We start from the raw sequence: 17,398 nt of genomic DNA on the forward strand, positions 1-17,398 counted from the left end.
CAATTGTCCGGGGTCTAGTACGAACAGTTAGGAACGAAGACGGTGAGTGCACCAACCGCACGGCCCGGGCCCTCGGCCCGCAGGCCAGCGCCTTCGGCGAATCAGCCGGCCGTGGCCGCTGGTAGTCCGACGACCGCGGCGAACCGCCGCCAGGTCCCGCCCGAGCGGGTCACCGGCGCGCAGTCCGTCGTCCGCTCCCTGGAGGAGCTCGGCGTCGACACGGTATTCGGCATTCCCGGCGGCGCGATTCTCCCGGTCTACGACCCGCTCTTCGATTCCACCAAGGTCCGTCACGTTCTCGTCCGGCACGAACAGGGCGCGGGGCACGCGGCGACCGGTTATGCGCAGGCCACCGGCAAGGTCGGCGTCTGCATGGCCACCTCGGGTCCGGGCGCGACGAACCTGGTCACCCCGATCGCCGACGCGCAGATGGACTCGGTCCCGATCGTCGCCATCACCGGCCAGGTCGGACGCGGGCTGATCGGCACCGACGCGTTCCAGGAAGCCGATATCTCCGGCATCACCATGCCGATCACCAAGCACAACTTCCTCATCACCGAGGGTGTCGATATCCCGCGCATCATCGCGGAGGCCTTCTACCTTGCCGCCTCCGGTCGCCCGGGTGCGGTGCTCGTCGACATCCCCAAGGATGTGCTGCAGGCGCAGACCACCTTCAGCTGGCCGCCGGAGATGCGGCTGCCCGGCTACCGTCCGGTGACCAAGCCGCACGGCAAGCAGGTGCGCGAGGCCGCCCGGATGATCTCTGAGGCCAAGCAGCCGGTGCTCTACGTCGGTGGCGGCGTGATCAAGGCCGACGCGTCACCGCAGCTGCTGGAACTGGCCGAGCTGACCGGGATCCCGGTGGTCACCACCCTGATGGCGCGCGGTGCGTTCCCGGACAGCCACCACCTCAACATGGGCATGCCCGGTATGCACGGCACCGTCGGCGCGGTCGCCGCACTGCAGAGGTCCGATCTGCTGATCACCCTCGGCGCGCGCTTCGACGACCGCGTCACCGGTCAGCTGGATTCCTTCGCACCCGACGCCAAGGTGATCCACGCCGATATCGACCCGGCCGAGATCGGCAAGAACCGCCACGCGGACGTCCCGATCGTCGGCGACTGCCGCGAGGTGATCGTCGAACTGATCGAGACGCTCAAGGCCGACCCCTCCGGCCCGCCGAAGCTGGATCTCACCGATTGGTGGCAGTACCTCGACGGCATCCGCAAGGGCTACCCGCTCGGCTGGACGACGCCCAGCGACGGTTCGCTGTCGCCGGAGTTCGTCATCGAGGCGCTCGGTCGGCTGGCCGGACCCGACGCCATCTACTGTGCCGGCGTCGGCCAGCACCAGATGTGGGCCGCGCAGTTCATCAAGTACGAAAAGCCGCGCACCTGGCTGAATTCCGGTGGTCTCGGCACCATGGGCTACGCCGTTCCGGCGGCCATGGGCGCCAAGATGGGCGCACCCGATAAAGAGGTGTGGGCGGTCGACGGTGACGGCTGCTTCCAGATGACCAACCAGGAGTTGGCCACCTGTGCCGTCGAGGGCGTGCCGATCAAGGTCGCGCTGATCAACAACGGCAACCTCGGCATGGTCCGCCAGTGGCAGACCCTGTTCTACGAGGAGCGCTACTCCAACACCGATCTCGGCACGCATACCCTGCGCATCCCCGATTTCGTCAAACTCGCCGAAGCCCTCGGCTGCCACGGCATCCGGGTCGAGCGCGAGGAGGACGTCGAGGCCGCCATCCGCGAGGCGCAGTCCATCAACGACCGTCCCGTGGTGATCGACTTCATCGTCGGCAAGGACGCCCAGGTGTGGCCGATGGTCGCCGCGGGCACCAGCAATGACGAGATCATGGCCGCGCGCGGCATCCGCCCGCTCTTCGATGAGGACGAGCAGGCCGCCGAGCCCGCCGTTATCCACGAGGCGATGTCGCATGAGAAGAACAAGGGGACCGATCAGTGAGTACCACTCACACCCTGAGCGTCCTGGTCGAGGACAAGCCGGGCGTGCTGGCCCGGGTCGCGGCGCTGTTCTCCCGCCGTGGCTTCAATATCGAATCGCTGGCCGTCGGTGGCACCGAGATCCCGGAGATCTCGCGCATGACCATCGTCGTCACCGTCGAAGACCTGCCGCTCGAGCAGGTCACCAAGCAGCTCAACAAGCTGGTCAATGTCATCAAGATCGTGGAGCAGGATGCCGACACCTCGGTCGCCCGCGAACTGATCCTGGTGAAGGTGCGTGCGGACGCCAGCGTGCGGACGCAGGTCATCGAGGCGGTTACGCTCTTCCGGGCGAAGGTGATCGATGTCTCGCCGGACGCGCTCACCGTCGAGGCGACCGGAACCCGGTCCAAGCTCGACGCGCTGCTTCGGATGCTCGAGCCGTACGGCATCCGGGAGATCGTGCAGTCCGGTGTGGTCGCCGTGGGTCGCGGTCCGAAATCGATCACCGCGACTCGCTGACACTCGCCGCGGTGGCGCTGTGTCTTTTGGACCAGCCCGGAAACGGGCTGGTCAGCTAGTGCCTGATCGGTTGATCGTGGCGACGAGCTAGTCTTGCTGCGATCGACGGTCGGTGTGCCGCGCTCCCCGCGCACGCGGGGGATCCGATTTGATCCGAAATTTGCAAACTCATCACCTGCGTCAGCATGGTGTTCCCCGCTCCGGCGGGGATGATCCGATCCGAAGGGAACCAAGAGTGGCAGTCGAGATGTTCTACGACGACGACGCCGACCTGTCGATCATCCAGGGCCGCAAGGTCGCTGTCATCGGCTACGGCAGCCAGGGGCACGCGCACTCGCTGAGCCTGCGCGACTCCGGTGTTGAGGTCCGCGTCGGCCTCGCTGAGGGGTCGAAGTCGCGGCCGAAGGCCGAAGAGGCCGGTCTGACCGTCGGCACCCCGGCCGAGGTCGCCGCGTGGGCCGACGTGATCATGGTGCTCGCCCCCGACACCGCTCAGGCGTCGATCTTCACCAACGACATCGAGCCCAACCTGAAGGACGGCGACGCACTGTTCTTCGGCCACGGCCTCAACATCCATTTCGGCCTGATCAAGCCCCCGGCCAACGTGACCATCGGCATGGTCGCGCCGAAGGGTCCCGGCCACCTGGTGCGTCGTCAGTTCGTCGATGGCAAGGGCGTTCCGGCCCTGATCGCGGTCGAGCAGGACCCGAAGGGTGAGGGTCAGGCGCTGGCGCTGTCCTACGCCAAGGGCATCGGCGGTACCCGCGCGGGTGTCATCAAGACCACCTTCAAGGAAGAGACCGAGACCGACCTGTTCGGTGAGCAGGCGGTGCTCTGTGGTGGTACCGAAGAGCTGGTCAAGACCGGTTTCGAGGTCATGGTCGAGGCGGGCTACGCCCCGGAGATGGCCTACTTCGAGGTGCTGCACGAGCTCAAGCTCATCGTCGATCTGATGTACGAGGGCGGCATCGCCCGGATGAACTACTCGGTCTCCGACACCGCCGAATTCGGTGGCTACCTGTCGGGTCCGCGGGTTATCGATGCCGACACCAAGAAGCGCATGCAGGACATCCTGCGCGACATCCAGGACGGCAGCTTCGTCAAGCGGCTCGTCGCGAATGTCGAGGGCGGCAATAAGGAGCTCGAGGCCCTGCGCAAGGCCAATGCCGAGCACCCGATCGAGGTCACCGGCGCCAAGCTGCGCGGCCTGATGAGCTGGGTCGACCGGCCGATCACCGAAACCGCGTAATACGCGAAAACACGACAGTGGCCCATCCCGATTCGTCGGGGTGGGCCACTGTTGTTTCGGTGATCGCTTATGCCGTGGCCACGCAATTGTCGCTACTAACATGAGCACCGGCTCCGACCCGAACTCGTAGTCGAGGAGTTTCACGCCGAAATGGACCTCGGTGTTTGTGGGTTCGAGGCCGTCACGGATCGGCGATTCTCGTCGGGATTCACGGAAAACCGTTACTGCTGGAGATACCCTCTCTATCCGATTCTAGACGCCATGGGTACCTCCCAATTTCGCAGGAAGGATCCGACATCGTGCGCAGCCGGATATTTGGATTGACCGTAGCTTTGACGGGAACCCTGATCGTGGTCGGAGGCGGGACTATCGCCGCACCTCATATATGGGCGCAACCGGCGGGGGAGCAACAGGTCGCGGAGGCCGATGATTTCTACCTTCCACCGCCATCGCTCCCGGACGGGCGGGGCACTATTGTTCGCGCCGAACCGGCGACGGTGGCAATGTCGGCGCCCGGACAGCCAGGAGTGGTCCCCGCGGCGGCGACGCGCATGATGTACGTCAGCAGCGATACCCACGATGCGCCGACGGCGGTGGTCGGCACGTATCTGCAGCCGACCGTGCCGTGGAACGGGCCGGGCGAGCGGCCGCTGATCGCGTACGCGGGCGGTACCAAGGGACAGGGCGATCAATGCGCGCCCTCGAAGCTGATGTCGACTATCGCCGAGTTCCAGCCTCCGTTGGACATAATCTTCGAATACGACCTGGTGGCAATCCGTTCGCTGCTCAACCGCGGTGTCGCGATAGTGGTGACCGACTATCACGGACTCGGCACGCCCGACGTGCACGACTATCTCAACCGGAAGTCGCAAGCCTATGCGGTACTGGACTCCGCGCGCGCCGCCTTGCAGTTGCCCGACACCGGTCTCAACCCCGGCACACCGGTCATCCTCTACGGGTATTCGCAGGGCGGTATGGCCTCCGCCGGTGCGGCCGAACTGCAATCGAGCTACGCCCCCGATTTGAATGTGCGCGGCGCCTACGTCGGTGGGCCGGTGGTTGACGACGAATACTTCATCGGATTCAACGATGGCCGCGCCGATTTCGCACCGTCAATCGCCTGGATACTCAATGGCATTGCCGCCGACTACCCGGAAACTCGTCCGGTGCTCGACGCCGAACTCAACGACCTCGGCAAGGCGATCCTGCAGGAGTCCCTGGGCAAATGTGCCGTCCCGGCCGGACTTGCCCAGGAGCATGGGCGCACGTCCGAGTGGACCACCAGCGGTGAACCGATCACCGCCGTTATCGATCGGTCCCCGGTGTTGCAGTCGGCATTCGCCGAGCAGCGTATCGGCACCCGCGCCCCGGCCGTTCCGGTACTTGCCGCCTCGGCCATGAACGACCAGGGCGCGCCATTTGCGCCGGTACGCGACGTGGCCGCCGGTTGGTGTGGCGGCGGAGTGCCCGTTCAGTTGGAAGCGAACGCCGAAATTCCCCCCGCATCCGGACTCGTGGGTACCCACGTGATCGCCTTCTTCCCGGCAATGGTGGCCTCGCAGCAGTGGTTGACCGATCGGCTCGCGGGTATGCCCGCTCCGTCCAACTGCGCGGCGCTGCCGTAGCGCTGGCGTTCGGTGCGTAGTGCCCGGTGGCGGGTCGGTCCCAGGGCCGAAACCCGCCGTCGGGCACGCAGATCGAGTGTCGGATTCGATGTCCGGCCGCAGCACCGCTGGGCGCGGCGAGATTCACCCCTCGGCCGAGGAAGGCCGCCAGGTCAGAATGCGGATTTCGAAAGATCGCTGGCGCGCGGCGCAGACACAGCTATTCTGGAGCGACAGTTCTACCGCAACGGATTTCGGCGGCCACACTCACTGTCGGTGTTGTTCAGTTGGATGCCCGAGGCGCTTATGTCGATCTTCGAGAATACTGAAAGGCGCGACCCCAAGCGGTATCTGTGGATACTGGGGTTGATCGCTCCGAGTTGTTCGGTACTTCCTTCACAACTGGTGGCCCGTACGGGCCTGGAGATTTTCTGGTGGATCGGTCCGATCATTGTGCTCGTGGTGATCCCGCTGCTGGACTGGACAATAGGGAATGACGGGAGCAATCCGCGCGACGAGGACTACGAGGCCTTGTCCAACGATCGCTTCTACCGGTGGTGCACTTACCTTTTCCTGCCGCTACAGTTCATCGGCCTGCTCATCGCGGGATTTCTCTGGTCCAGAGACGCACTGAGCATATCCGATAAGCTCGGTTTGGCCGTGACGCTCGGGTTCGTGTCGGGCATCGGAATCAATGCCGCCCACGAACTCGGCCATCGGGTCGAGCACCTCGAACGCTGGCTGGCGAAAATCGCACTGGCGCAATCGGGGTACGGGCACTTCTTCGTCGAGCACAATCGCGGCCATCACGTGCGCGTCGCTACGCCGGAAGATCCGGCCAGTGCCCGATTCGGCGAATCACTGTGGGAGTTCCTGCCGCGCAGTATGATCGGCGGCTTCCGCTCAGCCCTCGCCTTGGAGCGTGAACGCCTGTCCCGCAAGGGAAAGCGCTGGTTCTGCCGGGACAATAATCTGTTGCAGGCCTGGTCGATGAGTGTCGTGCTGTTCGGCACGCTGATCGTCATCTTTGGGCCGGTGGTGATCCCATTTCTGGCACTGCAGGCGCTGATCGGCGCGGGGCTGCTCGAGACGGTGAACTACGTCGAGCACTACGGACTGCTTCGCCAGCGCGGTCGCAATGGCAAATATGTGCGTTGCTCCCCACGTGACAGCTGGAACAGTGACCGTCTGGTCACGAACCTATTCCTGTTCCATCTGCAGCGCCACAGCGACCACCACGCGAATCCCGGCCGCCGCTACCAGACCCTGCGCAGTTCGGAGCAGGCGCCACAGCTACCCGCGGGCTACGCCAGCATGATCCTGCTGGCTGCTGTTCCCGCGATCTGGCGCGCGGTCATGGACCATCGTGTCCTGGCCCACTACGGCGGCGATATCAACCTCGTCAACACCAAGCGGCGAACCAAACGTCGCAACGAATCCCCTCGCTCCGCCAAATACGTCCACTGACTCTCGGATCAGCGGAGCTCGCTACTCGCCCGTAGCGGCGCGGTTGCCTATCGTCTTCGGGGACAACGGAGTCGAAGCCTTTGTCTGCCGAACAGATCGCGAGTCGTGAGCACCTCATCCACCACACTTGTCCCCGCCTCCGCACCGAGTTCGGCATCGGCCGGTCGACGTGCCGAGGCCATCCACCGCTTCCTCGTCAAACCGGCCGATGCGGGCATCGCGGGCTCGGTCGACGGCGGAAAGCTACTCGAATGGATCGATAAGGTCGCCTATGCGGCGGCGGCCCAGTGGAGTGGTTGTTACTGCGTCACCGCCTATGTCGGAAATATTCATCTCGACCGGCCGATCGCGGTCGGTGAGCTGGTCGAATTGCATGCGAATCTCGTGCATACGGGACGCACCAGCATGCATATCCTGGTCAGCGTCTATTCGACCGATCCCACGCGACGCAAGCCGGTGCAGACGGCGCAATGTCTGACGATTTTCGTCGCGGTCGACGACAATCGGCGGACCGTGGAAGTGCCGCAGTGGAATCCGACCACGATTCTCGAGTTACAGCGGCACCGGCAGGCGCGGGCGCGGATTTCGGTGCGCAAGCGGATCGAAGAGGCGATGGCTGCCCAGCAGTACACATCGGCGGGCACCGCACCCACCGGCACGCTGCGATTCCTGGCGGCGCCGTCGGATATCAACTGGGGCGGCAAGGTGCACGGCGGTCGCACCATGCAGTGGATCGATGAGGCGGCCTATATCTGCGGCGCCGATTGGGTTGGACAGCATGTCATTACGTCCTACTTCGGCGGGATCCGGTTCTACCGGCCCATTGTCATCGGTCATATCGTCGAGGTCGGTGCTCGGCTGATCTATACCGGTCCGCGCAGTATGCACGTCAGCGTGCACGTGACCGCCACGGATACCCACTCCGACGAACCGGCTCTTGCGGCGCACGGGCTCGCCGTCGTCGTCGCGGTGGACGGCAGTGGAAAGGCGCTGCCCGTCCGGCAGTGGGTTCCGGTTTCCGACGAGGACCGTGCGCTAGCGGCGCACGCTCGACACCTCGTCGAGTTGCGGGCCGAGGTGGAGCCGTTCACCGCGGCCAGCGCCGTGCCCGCCGACGCCGAACCCAGTCACTTCCGCGCGCCTATGCCGTAAATCGCGGCGGGAATTCGGGCCCGCTCCGGGGCGAGGCGGGCCACCAGTGTCCTCGGTGCGTGGTCAGTGGCTAGAGGTAGGGCTACTCGGGGTGCTCGGGCTACTTGGGGTGCTCGGGTTGTTCGGGTTATTGGGGTTATTGGGGTTCAAGGGGCTCATCGGGTTGGCCGGATTGTTCAGGCTGTGCTCCCACTGATATTGCGGGTTGGCCGGGTTATTGGGGTTGAGCGGGCTCATGGGGTTGGCCGGATTGTTCAGGCTGTTCGCCCAGTTATCGTCCTCCCGCTTGCGCCGCGCCTGCTCGTCCCGCCATGCCTGTTCGCACGCGTCTCGATTCTCGGCCGTCTCGCAGCCCGCGCCGGATCCGGCGGAGCCGGTCGCTGGTGCGGCCGAGGCCGGAATTGCCAAGGCGGTCAAGGGAACTACGGCGATGGCGGCGGCCGCGGCCACCTGGGCCAGCATTCGGCGAGGCGTCGTTGTCATGCTCCCACTCTGGCGTGTTGTCGTCGAAAAGTCTTCTGTCGCAGGCCGATTCAGGGTTTTTTCAGTCGGAAGTATGAGACGGGGTCCGACTGGGGTGGGGGTGTTCCCGGAGGTATCAACCCGGAGTCGGTCGGCGACGGGGTGCTCGGTGCGGGCCGGTTACTTCGACGCAGCGCGCGGGGCCGAACGCAGATCGGCCCGGCACCTGCTCGGTGCCGGGCCGTAATTGCTCGGGATCAGCTGCTGCCGAACGCGCCGCGCGGGAAGAGGTGGCGGGGGAATCGCCAGGGATCATTCCAGCGGCCGGGGAAGTCGCAGTCATCCCACCGGCCGGGGTGGTGGTCCCAGTCGTCGAAGAAGCCGGGGCGGTCGCAATCCCAATCGTTGTGTGGGTGCCGCACCTCGGTCACGCCGGGTTCGGTGGCGGTCGGGTCCGCGGACGCGGGAATCGCCAGCGCGGTCAACGGAACTGCGGCGAGTGCACCGGCGATGGCTACTCTGGCCACCACGGCCCGGCCTGGAACGGACGTCGTTCTGGAAAACACTGTGAATCCTTTCTATCTGCGGCGAACGTTGCGTTCGCCATCCCCGACGAGGGTCTGCTCGCATTTGCGCATCGACCGCACGTACACCCTGTGCCGCTTTTGTCCGAAAAGCCAGAGGTGAAGCGGGATTCGAGGGAAGAATCAGCCTTTGGTATGACGATTCCCCTAGCGGGTGCTGATTTGGGCTCAGGGTCTGTCCAGCCCCACTGACGCCGCCGCCCCCGACCGATCTTCGGTGGATACAGGCCGTAGACTAGTTACTGATGAGTAAGTTCTTTGGTTCGGTCGACGAGGTGACGCGGCGGCTCACCGACGCCGGATACCTGCCGTCCACCGACATCGCCACCGCGGTGTTCCTCGCCGGGCACCTGGGCAAGCCCCTGCTGATCGAGGGCCCGGCGGGTGTCGGCAAGACCGAGCTGGCCAACGCGATCGCCACCGCCACCAGCTCCGAGCTCGTGCGCCTGCAGTGCTACGAGGGCATCGATGAGGCCCGCGCGCTCTACGAGTGGAATCACGCCAAGCAGCTGCTGCGCATCACCGCCACCGATAACGAAGGCTGGGACAGCACCCGCGACCATGTCTTCACCGAGGAATTCCTGTTGCAGCGTCCGCTGCTGGCCGCGATTCGAAACCCGCATCCGACCGTGCTGCTCATCGACGAACTCGACAAGGCCGATGTCGAACTCGAAGGACTGCTCCTGGAGGTCCTCGGCGACTACCAGGTCAGCATCCCCGAACTCGGTACCGTCACCGCGGTCCGCAGGCCCATCGTCCTCGTCACCTCCAATGCCAACCGCGACCTGTCCGAGGCGCTGAAACGCCGCTGCCTCTACCTCCACATCGACTACCCGACAGCCGAATTGGAACGCGCCATCGTCCGCCTGAAGGTGCCCGAGTTGGATGATGCGCTGGGGGAGCCGGTGGTCCGAACGGTCGGCGCCCTTCGCGAACTGTCGCTGCGCAAGCCTCCGTCGATCGCCGAAACCGTGGACTGGGCGCGCACTCTGGTCGCCCTCGGTACCCGGAACCTGACCGGCACTATCGTGCGCTCCACCCTCGGCGTACTGCTCAAATACCAAGCCGACCACCGCATCGCCATCGATCGCCTGGAACTGCCCGCTGTTGAGCCACACGATCGCAGACCATCGTGACCACTCCCAGCGATACGCTGACCGATCGTCTCGTCGAATTCGTCGGACTGTTGCGTGACCACGGAATCTCCGCGGGGCCGAGTGAAACCATCGACGCCGCCGGGGCAATGCTGGCGCTCGGTCTCTCCGACCGCAACCGCCTGCGTTCCGGCATGGCCGCATGTCTGCTGCGCCGCAACGGCCAGCGCGCCGTTTTCGACCAGCTCTTCGATCTCTACTTCCTGACCGCCGAAACTCCGCGGTCGGCAACGCCGTCGACCGCGGAGTCCGTCGACGCACTGCGCGACCGCTTGGTGGACGCCCTCGCCCGGGACGACCGCGATGCGGTAACCGAACTCGCTCGGCAGGCGCTCACCGAGCTGGGCGGATACGGCGGAGTCGGCACCGGTATGACCTCGAGCCCGGTCAGCACCGCATCGGGTGCTGGCTGGTCCTCCTATCTGACCATGAAATCCCTACGGCCGGAAGAACTTGTCGAACGCATCGTCGCAGGCATGGGAGGTGACCTCGACACCACCGTGCGTACCATCGAAGCCGACCGCCGCCTGCGCGAATTCCGCACCGCCGTCCAAACCGAGGCGCGCCTGCGCTCCGCGCAACTGCGCGGCACCGAATACATTGCCCGTCGCGGCGTCGAATCCAGCACCGATCGGGTCGACTTCCTCGGCGCACGCGAACAAGACCTCGCCGAAATGCGCCGCCTGGTCAACCCGTTGGCTCGCAAACTCGCCACCCGCCTCGCCGCCCGCCGCCGCAAGGCGGTCCGCGGCCAGATCGATATGCGCCGAACCCTGCGTCGCTCCATGGCAACCGGGGGAGTGCCGATCGACCCGGTGCTGCGGGCCCGCAAACACGGCCGCCCCGACCTCGTCGTACTGGCCGACTTGTCCGGCTCCGTCACGGGTTTTGCGGAATTCACCCTGCAACTCGTGCAGGCGCTGCAGGACCAATTCAGCAGGGTCCGCAGCTTCGGCTTCATCGACACCTGCGACGAAATCACTGGCTTCTTCACTCCTGGTGAGCGGCCCGTCCCGGGTACCGCCGCCCGAATCGTGCGCGATTCCAAAGTCGCCCGCTTCGGCAGCAGCAACTACGGTGAGGCGCTGCAAGGCTTCGTCGACAACTACCTCGACGCCCTCGGGCCCCGCAGCTCGCTGCTCATTCTCGGCGACGCCCGCACCAACCGTACCGATCCGAATCTCGCTGCGCTGCGAGCAATGTCGGACCGCGCGAAACACGCCTACTGGCTCAATCCCGAACCCGCCCGCTCCTGGTCCAGCGGTGATTCGGCCGCGCATGTATTCGCCGAACACATCACCATGCACGAATGCCGCAATGTGAAACAGCTCGCTGAGGTTATCGGTCGGCTGTTGCCTGCTCGATAACGCTCTCTTCGTCATTCGGCTGTCGCCGAGTAGGTCTGCGGTGTCCGTCAGCGGAAGGGGCGACGGGGTCAGTTCTGGCGTCTCCTGGTCGAGGGTGTGTGGGCGAGACGGACAGGTCGACTTCCGCGAGTCGATTCACCGCTCGCAGGCACTCGGCGGTCTCAGCCGAGGATAGGCATGACCGTGTCCACAATGGATTCGGTTGTCGGCAGCGCCGTGACCACGTCGGGTGGGCTCAGGTGACGTTGCAGCGCGCGTTGATGCGCCGCGCCGACCAGGAGCAGAGCGACTGCTCGCAGATCCACCGAGACCGGTACGCGCTGGTCCGCGCGCGGCATCGACAGGTGCGCAATGACAGCGTCGACCGCGCGGTGCGGCCCGATATCCAACTCCCGACTGCGCTCGGCATACTTCGCGCGCAACTCCGCATCCGATTGCACCGCGGCCATTACCGGAATGGCATCCAGAAAGAACCCCTCCAACGCTTCGACGAGCGCCACCAGATCCGCCCGCAACCCGGGCCGTTCCTCGACCTCCCCGAGTACATCCTTGACCGGCCGCAGATGCCGCTGGATCACCGCCTGCAGCAACCCCATTCGATCCCCGAAGTGATAGAAGATGCTCGACTCGGCCACCCCCGCCCGTTTCGCCACTTCCTTCGTGGTCAGCCGAGCCACCCCCGCCTCCACCAATATCGCCTGCGCCGCCACCACAACTAACTCCCGCACCCCCGTCGAGGGCCGCCCCCGTTGCGCGCGAGTCGGCCGCGCACCATCCGCGGACGCCGCCACCCCAATCTCCTCTCCACGCCGAATCAACCCTTGCAGTATGCCCCACACAGTCGTATTTTTCGAGTATCCACTCAGTAATTAACTGACCAGCGGAGGCACCATGTCCCCCTCGACCAAGGCCCCTACCACCCAATCTCGCACCCAGCGCATCGGCGACGCCGTCGTCCGCGCCATCCTCCGATCCCCCTTGCACCCGCTACTGAGCAAGAAACTCCTCATCATCACCGTCTCCGGCCGCAAAACCGGCCGCGAATACGCCAACCCCGTCGGCTATGCCGAATACGACGGCCACCTTCTGATCGGCACCGCCGCCAGCTGGCGCCGCAACCTCATTCCGGGCACCCCGGTCCGGATCCGCTTCCGCGGCGCCGACATCCAAGCCGACCACGAGGTCATCACCGACGAGCCCCGCGCCGCCACCCTCTACCGCGAAATCCTCACCCAAAACCCGACCCACGGTCGCTTCGCCAGAATCCACCTCGACCCCGACGGCACCACCAACCTTCCCGCCCTCCGCACGGCCCTGGCCCACGGCACCGCCGTAGTACGCCTCCGCCCCCTGCCGGCCCGGTCATGATCTTCGCTGTAGCCCCACAGCTGCTCGGCCAGCTGATCCGCATCCATCGTCTCCGCGACGGCCGCGATGACCTTGCCGCTCACGCGGTGGATCATCGCGGCGGCGCGTCATCGCCGAGATTCGAGGCTGTCGTGACCGACTGCGGCACGAGCCGTGACACAGTCGGCCGGTGACGAGGGTCCGGATCAGTGCCGGACTTCGGACACCGCGACGGAGCGGCCCTCTCGGCGGGAGAGTTCGCACGCCTCGGCGATGTAGAACGCGGCCAAGGCATCGGCGGGGGTGCAGGGGTTTTCGAGGTCGCCCTTGATCACGGAGAGGAATGCGGCCAGTTCGTCGGTATAGGCGCGGCGGAAGCGTTCCATGAAGCCGGGGTAGGCGGGGAAGGTGGAGGGGGTGTAGTCGGGTTCGACGGAGGTCAAGGGGGCGCGGTCGTCGAGGCCGACGATGGCGTTGCCGCGGGAGCCGAGGGCTTCGAGGCGGACGTCGTAGCCTGCGCCGTTGTAGCGGCTGAGGGAGACGGTGGCGAGGGTGCCGTCGTCCAGGCGCAGGAGTACCGCGGCGGTGTCCACGTCGCCTGCGTCGGCGAAGAAGGTTTCGCCTCGGTTGGCGCCGGTGGCGTAGACCTCGACTACCTCGCGGCCGGTGACCCAGCGGATGATGTCGAAATCGTGGACGCCGCAGTCGCGGAACAGACCGCCGGAGCGGGGGATGTATTCGGCGGGTGGGGGTGCGGGGTCGAGGGTGGTGGCGCGCAGGGTGTGCAGCCAGCCGAGTGCGCCGGAGGCGATGGCGGCACGGGCGGCGCGGTAGCCCGCGTCGAAGCGGCGTTGGAAGCCGATCTGGACCGGGACGGTGGAGTTTTCGATGTGGGTGATGACCTCGAGGGTGCCTCGGATGTCGGCGGCCACCGGCTTTTCGCAGAAGACGGGGATGCCCGCGTCCACGGCTCGGGTGATCAGTTCGGGATGGGAATCGGTGGCCGTCGCGATGACCAGGCCGTCCAGGGGCGAGGCGAATAGGGCGTCGATATCGGCGACAACTTCGACACCGAGCTTTCCGGCGGCGGCGCGGGCGCGCTCGGCGTCGGCATCGGCGACGATGACGGTGTCGACACCGGGCAGGTGTTTGAGCGTCTCGGCGTGGGAGGTGCCGATTCTTCCGGTGCCTGCCAGGCCAATAGTGACGGTGTGCGCGGATGTCATCGGCTCTCCTCCTAATGAAATACGAAATGGCGGTTGTTGATACCGGGGGCGACAGTCGGACCCGGGTCAGTCCCGGGGAGCGGCAGTCGTCGCACGGACGACCAGTGACGGTTGCAGGCGGCGGCGCACCGGTTCGGTGCGGCCGTCGCGCAGGCGTTCGATGAGCGCCTCGATTGCCAAGCGACCCATCTGGTTTCGGGGCTGATCGATGGTGGTCAGGGAGACGTGTCGCAGCGCGGCCAGTGACGTGTTGTCATAGCCGACGATCGAAACATCGTGCGGCACGGAAAGTCCGGCCTCTTCCAGCGCCGACATCGCGCCGACGGCGTTGAAGTCGTTACCGCACACCAGCGCGGTGGGAAAGTTGTCGCGAGAGAACAGGTTCAGCAGTTTCTGGATCGCGGCGATACCCGCGGAATCGGTGTGCTCGCTCGCGATGATCATGGGCTCCAACCCATTTCGCGCCATGGCGTCGCGGTACCCGCGACGGCGCGCGGCCGAGGTGAAGGCGCCGCCGCCGTCGAGATGCACGATTCGACGGTGGCCGAGCGAGACCAGATGATCCACGGCCAGCGCGGCACCGATCTCGCCATTGTCATTGACGGTGTCGACATCGGCAATGGCGGAACTGCGTGAGATGAGCACGACCGGACACTTTTCGGCGGCTTCGCGGACGGCCGCAATGGGCAGTACGGGGGAGAGCAGGATGACGCCGCCGGGTCGGAAGGACAGCAGGCTCTCCAGTGCGGTGCGTTCGCGGGCGGCGCTGCGGCGCCCGGTATTGAGGATCAGTTCCAGGCCCGCCTCCTGTGCGGCCGCGTCCATCCCCTCCACCACATCGGCGAAGAACGCATTGCGCAGGTCGGAGACCATGACGCCGACGATATTGGAGGTCCGGCTGGCCAGCGATCGCGCCATGATGTGCGGTTGGTAGCCGAGGTCTTTCGCGGCAGCTAGCACCGCGCGACGGCGGTGCTCGCTGACCTTGGGGGAGTTGCGCATGACGAGGGATACCAGCGCGCGGGACACACCGGCGCGGGCGGCGACGTCCTCCATGGTCGGTCGAGCCATTTCGCCTCCGTTCCGTAATCGCCGTGCTCATGCAGTGTCGGACGTTACAAGGTTGACGCCCGCTAGGCAATAGAGCGCTCTAATCCGGCATTCTTCCCATCGCCAACTCGCTGCATTTCTGCTGGACGCCAGGATTTTCGCTGGTAGCAGCGATATGAGAGCTGACAATGCAGTACTTGACACACTATGACCCACGTTACATAGTTGGAGCGCTCCAATAGTTCGGAGCGCATGATCGACGCTGAAGGTCGGAGAGTCCCGATGAGTACTGCATCGCATAGCGATTCGATGACGGGCGGTGGCCGGGTGGCGGATGCGCCCGAACCGCGCCACCCGCTGCGCATCGCGGCCGCGCCAATTTCCTGGGGAGTCTGTGAAGTCCCCGGTTGGGGTCACGTGCTCGACGCACGGACCGTGCTGACCGAGATGGTCGCGCTCGGCATTTCGGCCACCGAACTCGGCCCACCCGGCTATCTACCGCGTGATCCCCTCGAATTGCGTTCGCTGCTCGACGGATTCGGAATCAGCTCGGTCGGTGGGTTCCTCGCCCTCGCACTGCACCGCGACCCGGAGCAGGCGATCGCGGCCGCCCGCGAGAACGCCGCGCTGTTCGCCGCGACGGGTGCGGAAGTAGTCGTCCTCGCGGCCGCGACCGGTCTCGACGGATATGACACGCGCCCAGCGCTTTCCGACCAAGAGTGGCGAACCCTCATCGAAACGGCCGCTGCCATAAGGGATGTCGCCGCCGAATATGGACTCCGCACCACGCTGCATCCACATGTCGGCACCTACGTCGAGCACGAAGCCGAAGTCGACCGCTTCCTCGCCGATTCCGATCTCGACCTGTGCCTGGACACCGGCCACCTGCTCATCGGTGGCACCGATCCGGTGCGCCTCGCGCAGCGCTATCCGGATCGCATCGGACATATCCACCTCAAGGATGTGCGCAATGCGATCGCCGACCGAGTGCGCAGCGGCGCAATGGAATACAGCGACGCGGTCCGCCAGGGCATCTACGTCCCGCTCGGCGACGGCGATGTCGATATCGACGCCCTGGTGCGCAGCGTGCATGCCGCCGGATACCGAGGCTGGTATGTCATCGAACAGGACACGGCATTGCGCCCCGAGGATTCGGCGGAACTGCCGAGCCGAGATGCCGCCCGCAGTCTGATCCACCTCGCGGGCATCGGTTCCGCTCTCGACTCCGCCCGAATCTAGATGGGAAGTGATGACAACGATGTCACTGGAAATACGCACGCCGTGGTGGCGGCGATCGCGCCGCCTGGTGCCGTGGCTGGCCGCGGCCACCATTCTCGCCGCGTGTAGCGGTCCGGGTGCGGATGTCCCCGCTCCGACCCATTCCCCCGTCGCCCAGGGCAAGCTGGGGTCGGTCGCGGTGGTGACCCACGGCAGCCCCGGTGACGCCTTCTGGAACGTCGTCAAAAACGGTGCGGAGGCGGCGGGCAAGGATCTCGGCGTCCGTGTCGAGTACAACTCCTCCGGCGATCCCGGGCAGCAGGCCAAGCTCATCGATAATGCGGTCGCGCAGGGTGTGGACGGTCTGGTCGTATCGATGGCGAATCCGGAGGCGCTGCGGCCCTCGATCGAGAAGGCCGTCGCCGCAGGTATTCCGGTGGTGACCATCAATTCGGGCGAGAGCGAGAGCGCAAAATTCGGCGCCATCGGCCATGTGGGACAAAGTGAGACGTTGGCCGGGCAGTCCGCGGGTAAACGCCTCGCCGACGCGGGCCGCAAGAAGTTGCTGTGCGTCATCCACGAGGCGGGCAATATCGGCGCCAATCAGCGCTGCGATGGCGCGACCAAGGCCTTCGGCAACGGCACCACCTTGCAGGTGGATATCAATAATCCCACCGACGCGCAGTCCCGCATCAAGGGCGCGCTGGAGGCGGATAGGTCCATCGACGCGGTGCTGACGCTGAATTCACAGGTCGCCGCCCGCGCGGTCGATGGGGTGAAGGAATCGCAGTCGGCCGCCACGGTCGCGACCTTCGACCTGAATACCGATGTGGTCGAGGCGATTCGGGCGGGCAAGCTGCTCTTCGCGGTGGACCAGCAGCAGTACGAACAGGGTTATCTGCCGGTGGTACTGCTGCAGTTGTATCGGACGAACCTGAACTCGGTCGGTGGTGGCGCACCGGTGCAGACGGGGCCCGCCTTCGTCGACAAGAACAATGTCGAAGCCGTGGCCGCGCGCGTGGCACTGGGCATGCGCTGAAGGAGTGG

General features: G+C 65.6%; 16 protein-coding genes. 11 read left to right on the forward strand and 5 right to left on the reverse strand.

The features are described from left to right. Positions 1–42 precede the first annotated feature (42 nt). The 6 genes from ABZ293_RS04735 to ABZ293_RS04760 all read left to right on the forward strand — a co-directional run bounded on the left by ABZ293_RS04735 (position 43) and on the right by ABZ293_RS04760 (position 7,943). On the forward strand, positions 43–1,971 hold the full coding sequence (locus ABZ293_RS04735) for an acetolactate synthase large subunit (protein WP_354954318.1): 1,929 nt from the start codon (positions 43–45) through the stop codon (positions 1,969–1,971). After that, the gene (gene ilvN, locus ABZ293_RS04740) at positions 1,968–2,471 is read left to right on the forward strand and encodes an acetolactate synthase small subunit (protein ID WP_040693551.1); all 504 of its coding nucleotides are present in this window, start codon (positions 1,968–1,970) and stop codon (positions 2,469–2,471) included. Before ABZ293_RS04735 ends, ilvN begins: the two co-directional genes overlap by 4 nt. A 247-nt stretch (positions 2,472–2,718) precedes the next feature. Further along, entirely contained in the window at positions 2,719–3,720 is a 1,002-nt protein-coding gene (ilvC, locus tag ABZ293_RS04745) for a ketol-acid reductoisomerase (RefSeq protein WP_354954363.1), read from the forward strand. 320 nt (positions 3,721–4,040) lie between these two features. Next, positions 4,041–5,345, forward strand: coding sequence for a lipase family protein (locus ABZ293_RS04750; RefSeq protein ID WP_355177340.1), 1,305 nt, complete (start codon positions 4,041–4,043; stop codon positions 5,343–5,345). A gap of 285 nt (positions 5,346–5,630) precedes the next feature. Beyond that, on the forward strand, positions 5,631–6,791 hold the full coding sequence (locus tag ABZ293_RS04755; protein ID WP_355177843.1) for an alkane 1-monooxygenase: 1,161 nt from the start codon (positions 5,631–5,633) through the stop codon (positions 6,789–6,791). Between the two features lie 105 nt (positions 6,792–6,896). Then, on the forward strand, positions 6,897–7,943 hold the full coding sequence (locus ABZ293_RS04760; RefSeq protein ID WP_355177341.1) for a hotdog domain-containing protein: 1,047 nt from the start codon (positions 6,897–6,899) through the stop codon (positions 7,941–7,943). Positions 7,944–8,006: 63 nt separating this feature from the next. Here the strand turns inward: ABZ293_RS04760 and ABZ293_RS04765 are convergent, their stop codons facing one another. Both ABZ293_RS04765 and ABZ293_RS04770 read right to left on the reverse strand, forming a co-directional pair. Then, positions 8,007–8,426 carry a hypothetical protein gene (locus tag ABZ293_RS04765; protein WP_355177342.1) on the reverse strand — a complete coding sequence of 140 codons (420 nt, stop codon included), beginning with the start codon at positions 8,424–8,426 and terminating at the stop codon, positions 8,007–8,009. A 236-nt stretch (positions 8,427–8,662) separates the two neighbouring features. After that, positions 8,663–8,971, reverse strand: a complete 309-nt coding sequence (locus ABZ293_RS04770) for a hypothetical protein (protein WP_354954331.1) — start codon at positions 8,969–8,971, stop codon at positions 8,663–8,665. A gap of 263 nt (positions 8,972–9,234) precedes the next feature. Between ABZ293_RS04770 and ABZ293_RS04775 the strand changes: the two genes are divergently transcribed. Continuing rightward, positions 9,235–10,125 (forward strand): MoxR family ATPase, encoded by an 891-nt coding sequence (locus ABZ293_RS04775; RefSeq protein ID WP_355177343.1) that lies wholly within the window; start codon positions 9,235–9,237, stop codon positions 10,123–10,125. After that, complete coding sequence (locus ABZ293_RS04780) at positions 10,122–11,510, forward strand: VWA domain-containing protein (protein WP_355177344.1); 1,389 nt, start codon at positions 10,122–10,124, stop codon at positions 11,508–11,510. The genes ABZ293_RS04775 and ABZ293_RS04780 overlap by 4 nt, the downstream gene beginning before the upstream one ends. Positions 11,511–11,671: 161 nt before the next feature. Here ABZ293_RS04780 and ABZ293_RS04785 read toward each other — a convergent pair whose 3' ends face one another. Then, entirely contained in the window at positions 11,672–12,301 is a 630-nt protein-coding gene (locus ABZ293_RS04785) for a TetR/AcrR family transcriptional regulator (protein WP_355177345.1), read from the reverse strand. 100 nt (positions 12,302–12,401) lie between these two features. Between ABZ293_RS04785 and ABZ293_RS04790 the strand changes: the two genes are divergently transcribed. Then, positions 12,402–12,878, forward strand: a complete 477-nt coding sequence (locus tag ABZ293_RS04790; protein WP_355177346.1) for a nitroreductase/quinone reductase family protein — start codon at positions 12,402–12,404, stop codon at positions 12,876–12,878. Between the two features lie 185 nt (positions 12,879–13,063). On the opposite strand, the gene ABZ293_RS04795 is transcribed toward ABZ293_RS04790, so the two are convergent. Together ABZ293_RS04795 and ABZ293_RS04800 are read right to left on the reverse strand one after the other, a co-directional pair. After that, complete coding sequence (locus ABZ293_RS04795) at positions 13,064–14,083, reverse strand: Gfo/Idh/MocA family oxidoreductase (protein ID WP_355177347.1); 1,020 nt, start codon at positions 14,081–14,083, stop codon at positions 13,064–13,066. Between the two features lie 66 nt (positions 14,084–14,149). Continuing rightward, positions 14,150–15,154, reverse strand: a complete 1,005-nt coding sequence (locus ABZ293_RS04800) for a LacI family DNA-binding transcriptional regulator (RefSeq protein ID WP_355177348.1) — start codon at positions 15,152–15,154, stop codon at positions 14,150–14,152. Between the two features lie 288 nt (positions 15,155–15,442). On the opposite strand from ABZ293_RS04800, the gene ABZ293_RS04805 reads away from it, so the two are divergent. Both ABZ293_RS04805 and ABZ293_RS04810 read left to right on the forward strand, forming a co-directional pair. After that, a complete protein-coding gene (locus tag ABZ293_RS04805; RefSeq protein WP_355177845.1) occupies positions 15,443–16,372 on the forward strand; it encodes a TIM barrel protein in 930 nt (309 codons plus the stop codon). 10 nt (positions 16,373–16,382) lie between these two features. Continuing rightward, positions 16,383–17,390: a sugar ABC transporter substrate-binding protein gene (locus ABZ293_RS04810; protein WP_355177349.1), complete on the forward strand. Its 1,008-nt coding sequence runs from the start codon at positions 16,383–16,385 to the stop codon at positions 17,388–17,390. Positions 17,391–17,398: the final 8 nt, after the last annotated feature.

This window comes from Nocardia sp. NPDC005998, from assembly GCF_040614395.1.
Lineage (GTDB): Bacteria > Actinomycetota > Actinomycetes > Mycobacteriales > Mycobacteriaceae > Nocardia.

Bases quoted from the DNA above. Each gene is read 5' to 3' on its own strand.
- ilvC (WP_354954363.1), top strand. From the start codon at position 2,719: ATGTTCTACGACGACGACGCCGACCTGTCGATCATCCAGGGCCGCAAG.
- ABZ293_RS04755 (WP_355177843.1), top strand. From the start codon at position 5,631: ATGTCGATCTTCGAGAATACTGAAAGGCGCGACCCCAAGCGGTATCTG.
- ABZ293_RS04765 (WP_355177342.1), bottom strand. From the start codon at position 8,426: ATGACAACGACGCCTCGCCGAATGCTGGCCCAGGTGGCCGCGGCCGCC.
- ABZ293_RS04775 (WP_355177343.1), top strand. From the start codon at position 9,235: ATGAGTAAGTTCTTTGGTTCGGTCGACGAGGTGACGCGGCGGCTCACC.
- ABZ293_RS04790 (WP_355177346.1), top strand. From the start codon at position 12,402: ATGTCCCCCTCGACCAAGGCCCCTACCACCCAATCTCGCACCCAGCGC.
- ABZ293_RS04795 (WP_355177347.1), bottom strand. From the start codon at position 14,083: ATGACATCCGCGCACACCGTCACTATTGGCCTGGCAGGCACCGGAAGA.
- ABZ293_RS04800 (WP_355177348.1), bottom strand. From the start codon at position 15,154: ATGGCTCGACCGACCATGGAGGACGTCGCCGCCCGCGCCGGTGTGTCC.
- ABZ293_RS04805 (WP_355177845.1), top strand. From the start codon at position 15,443: ATGACGGGCGGTGGCCGGGTGGCGGATGCGCCCGAACCGCGCCACCCG.
- ABZ293_RS04810 (WP_355177349.1), top strand. From the start codon at position 16,383: ATGACAACGATGTCACTGGAAATACGCACGCCGTGGTGGCGGCGATCG.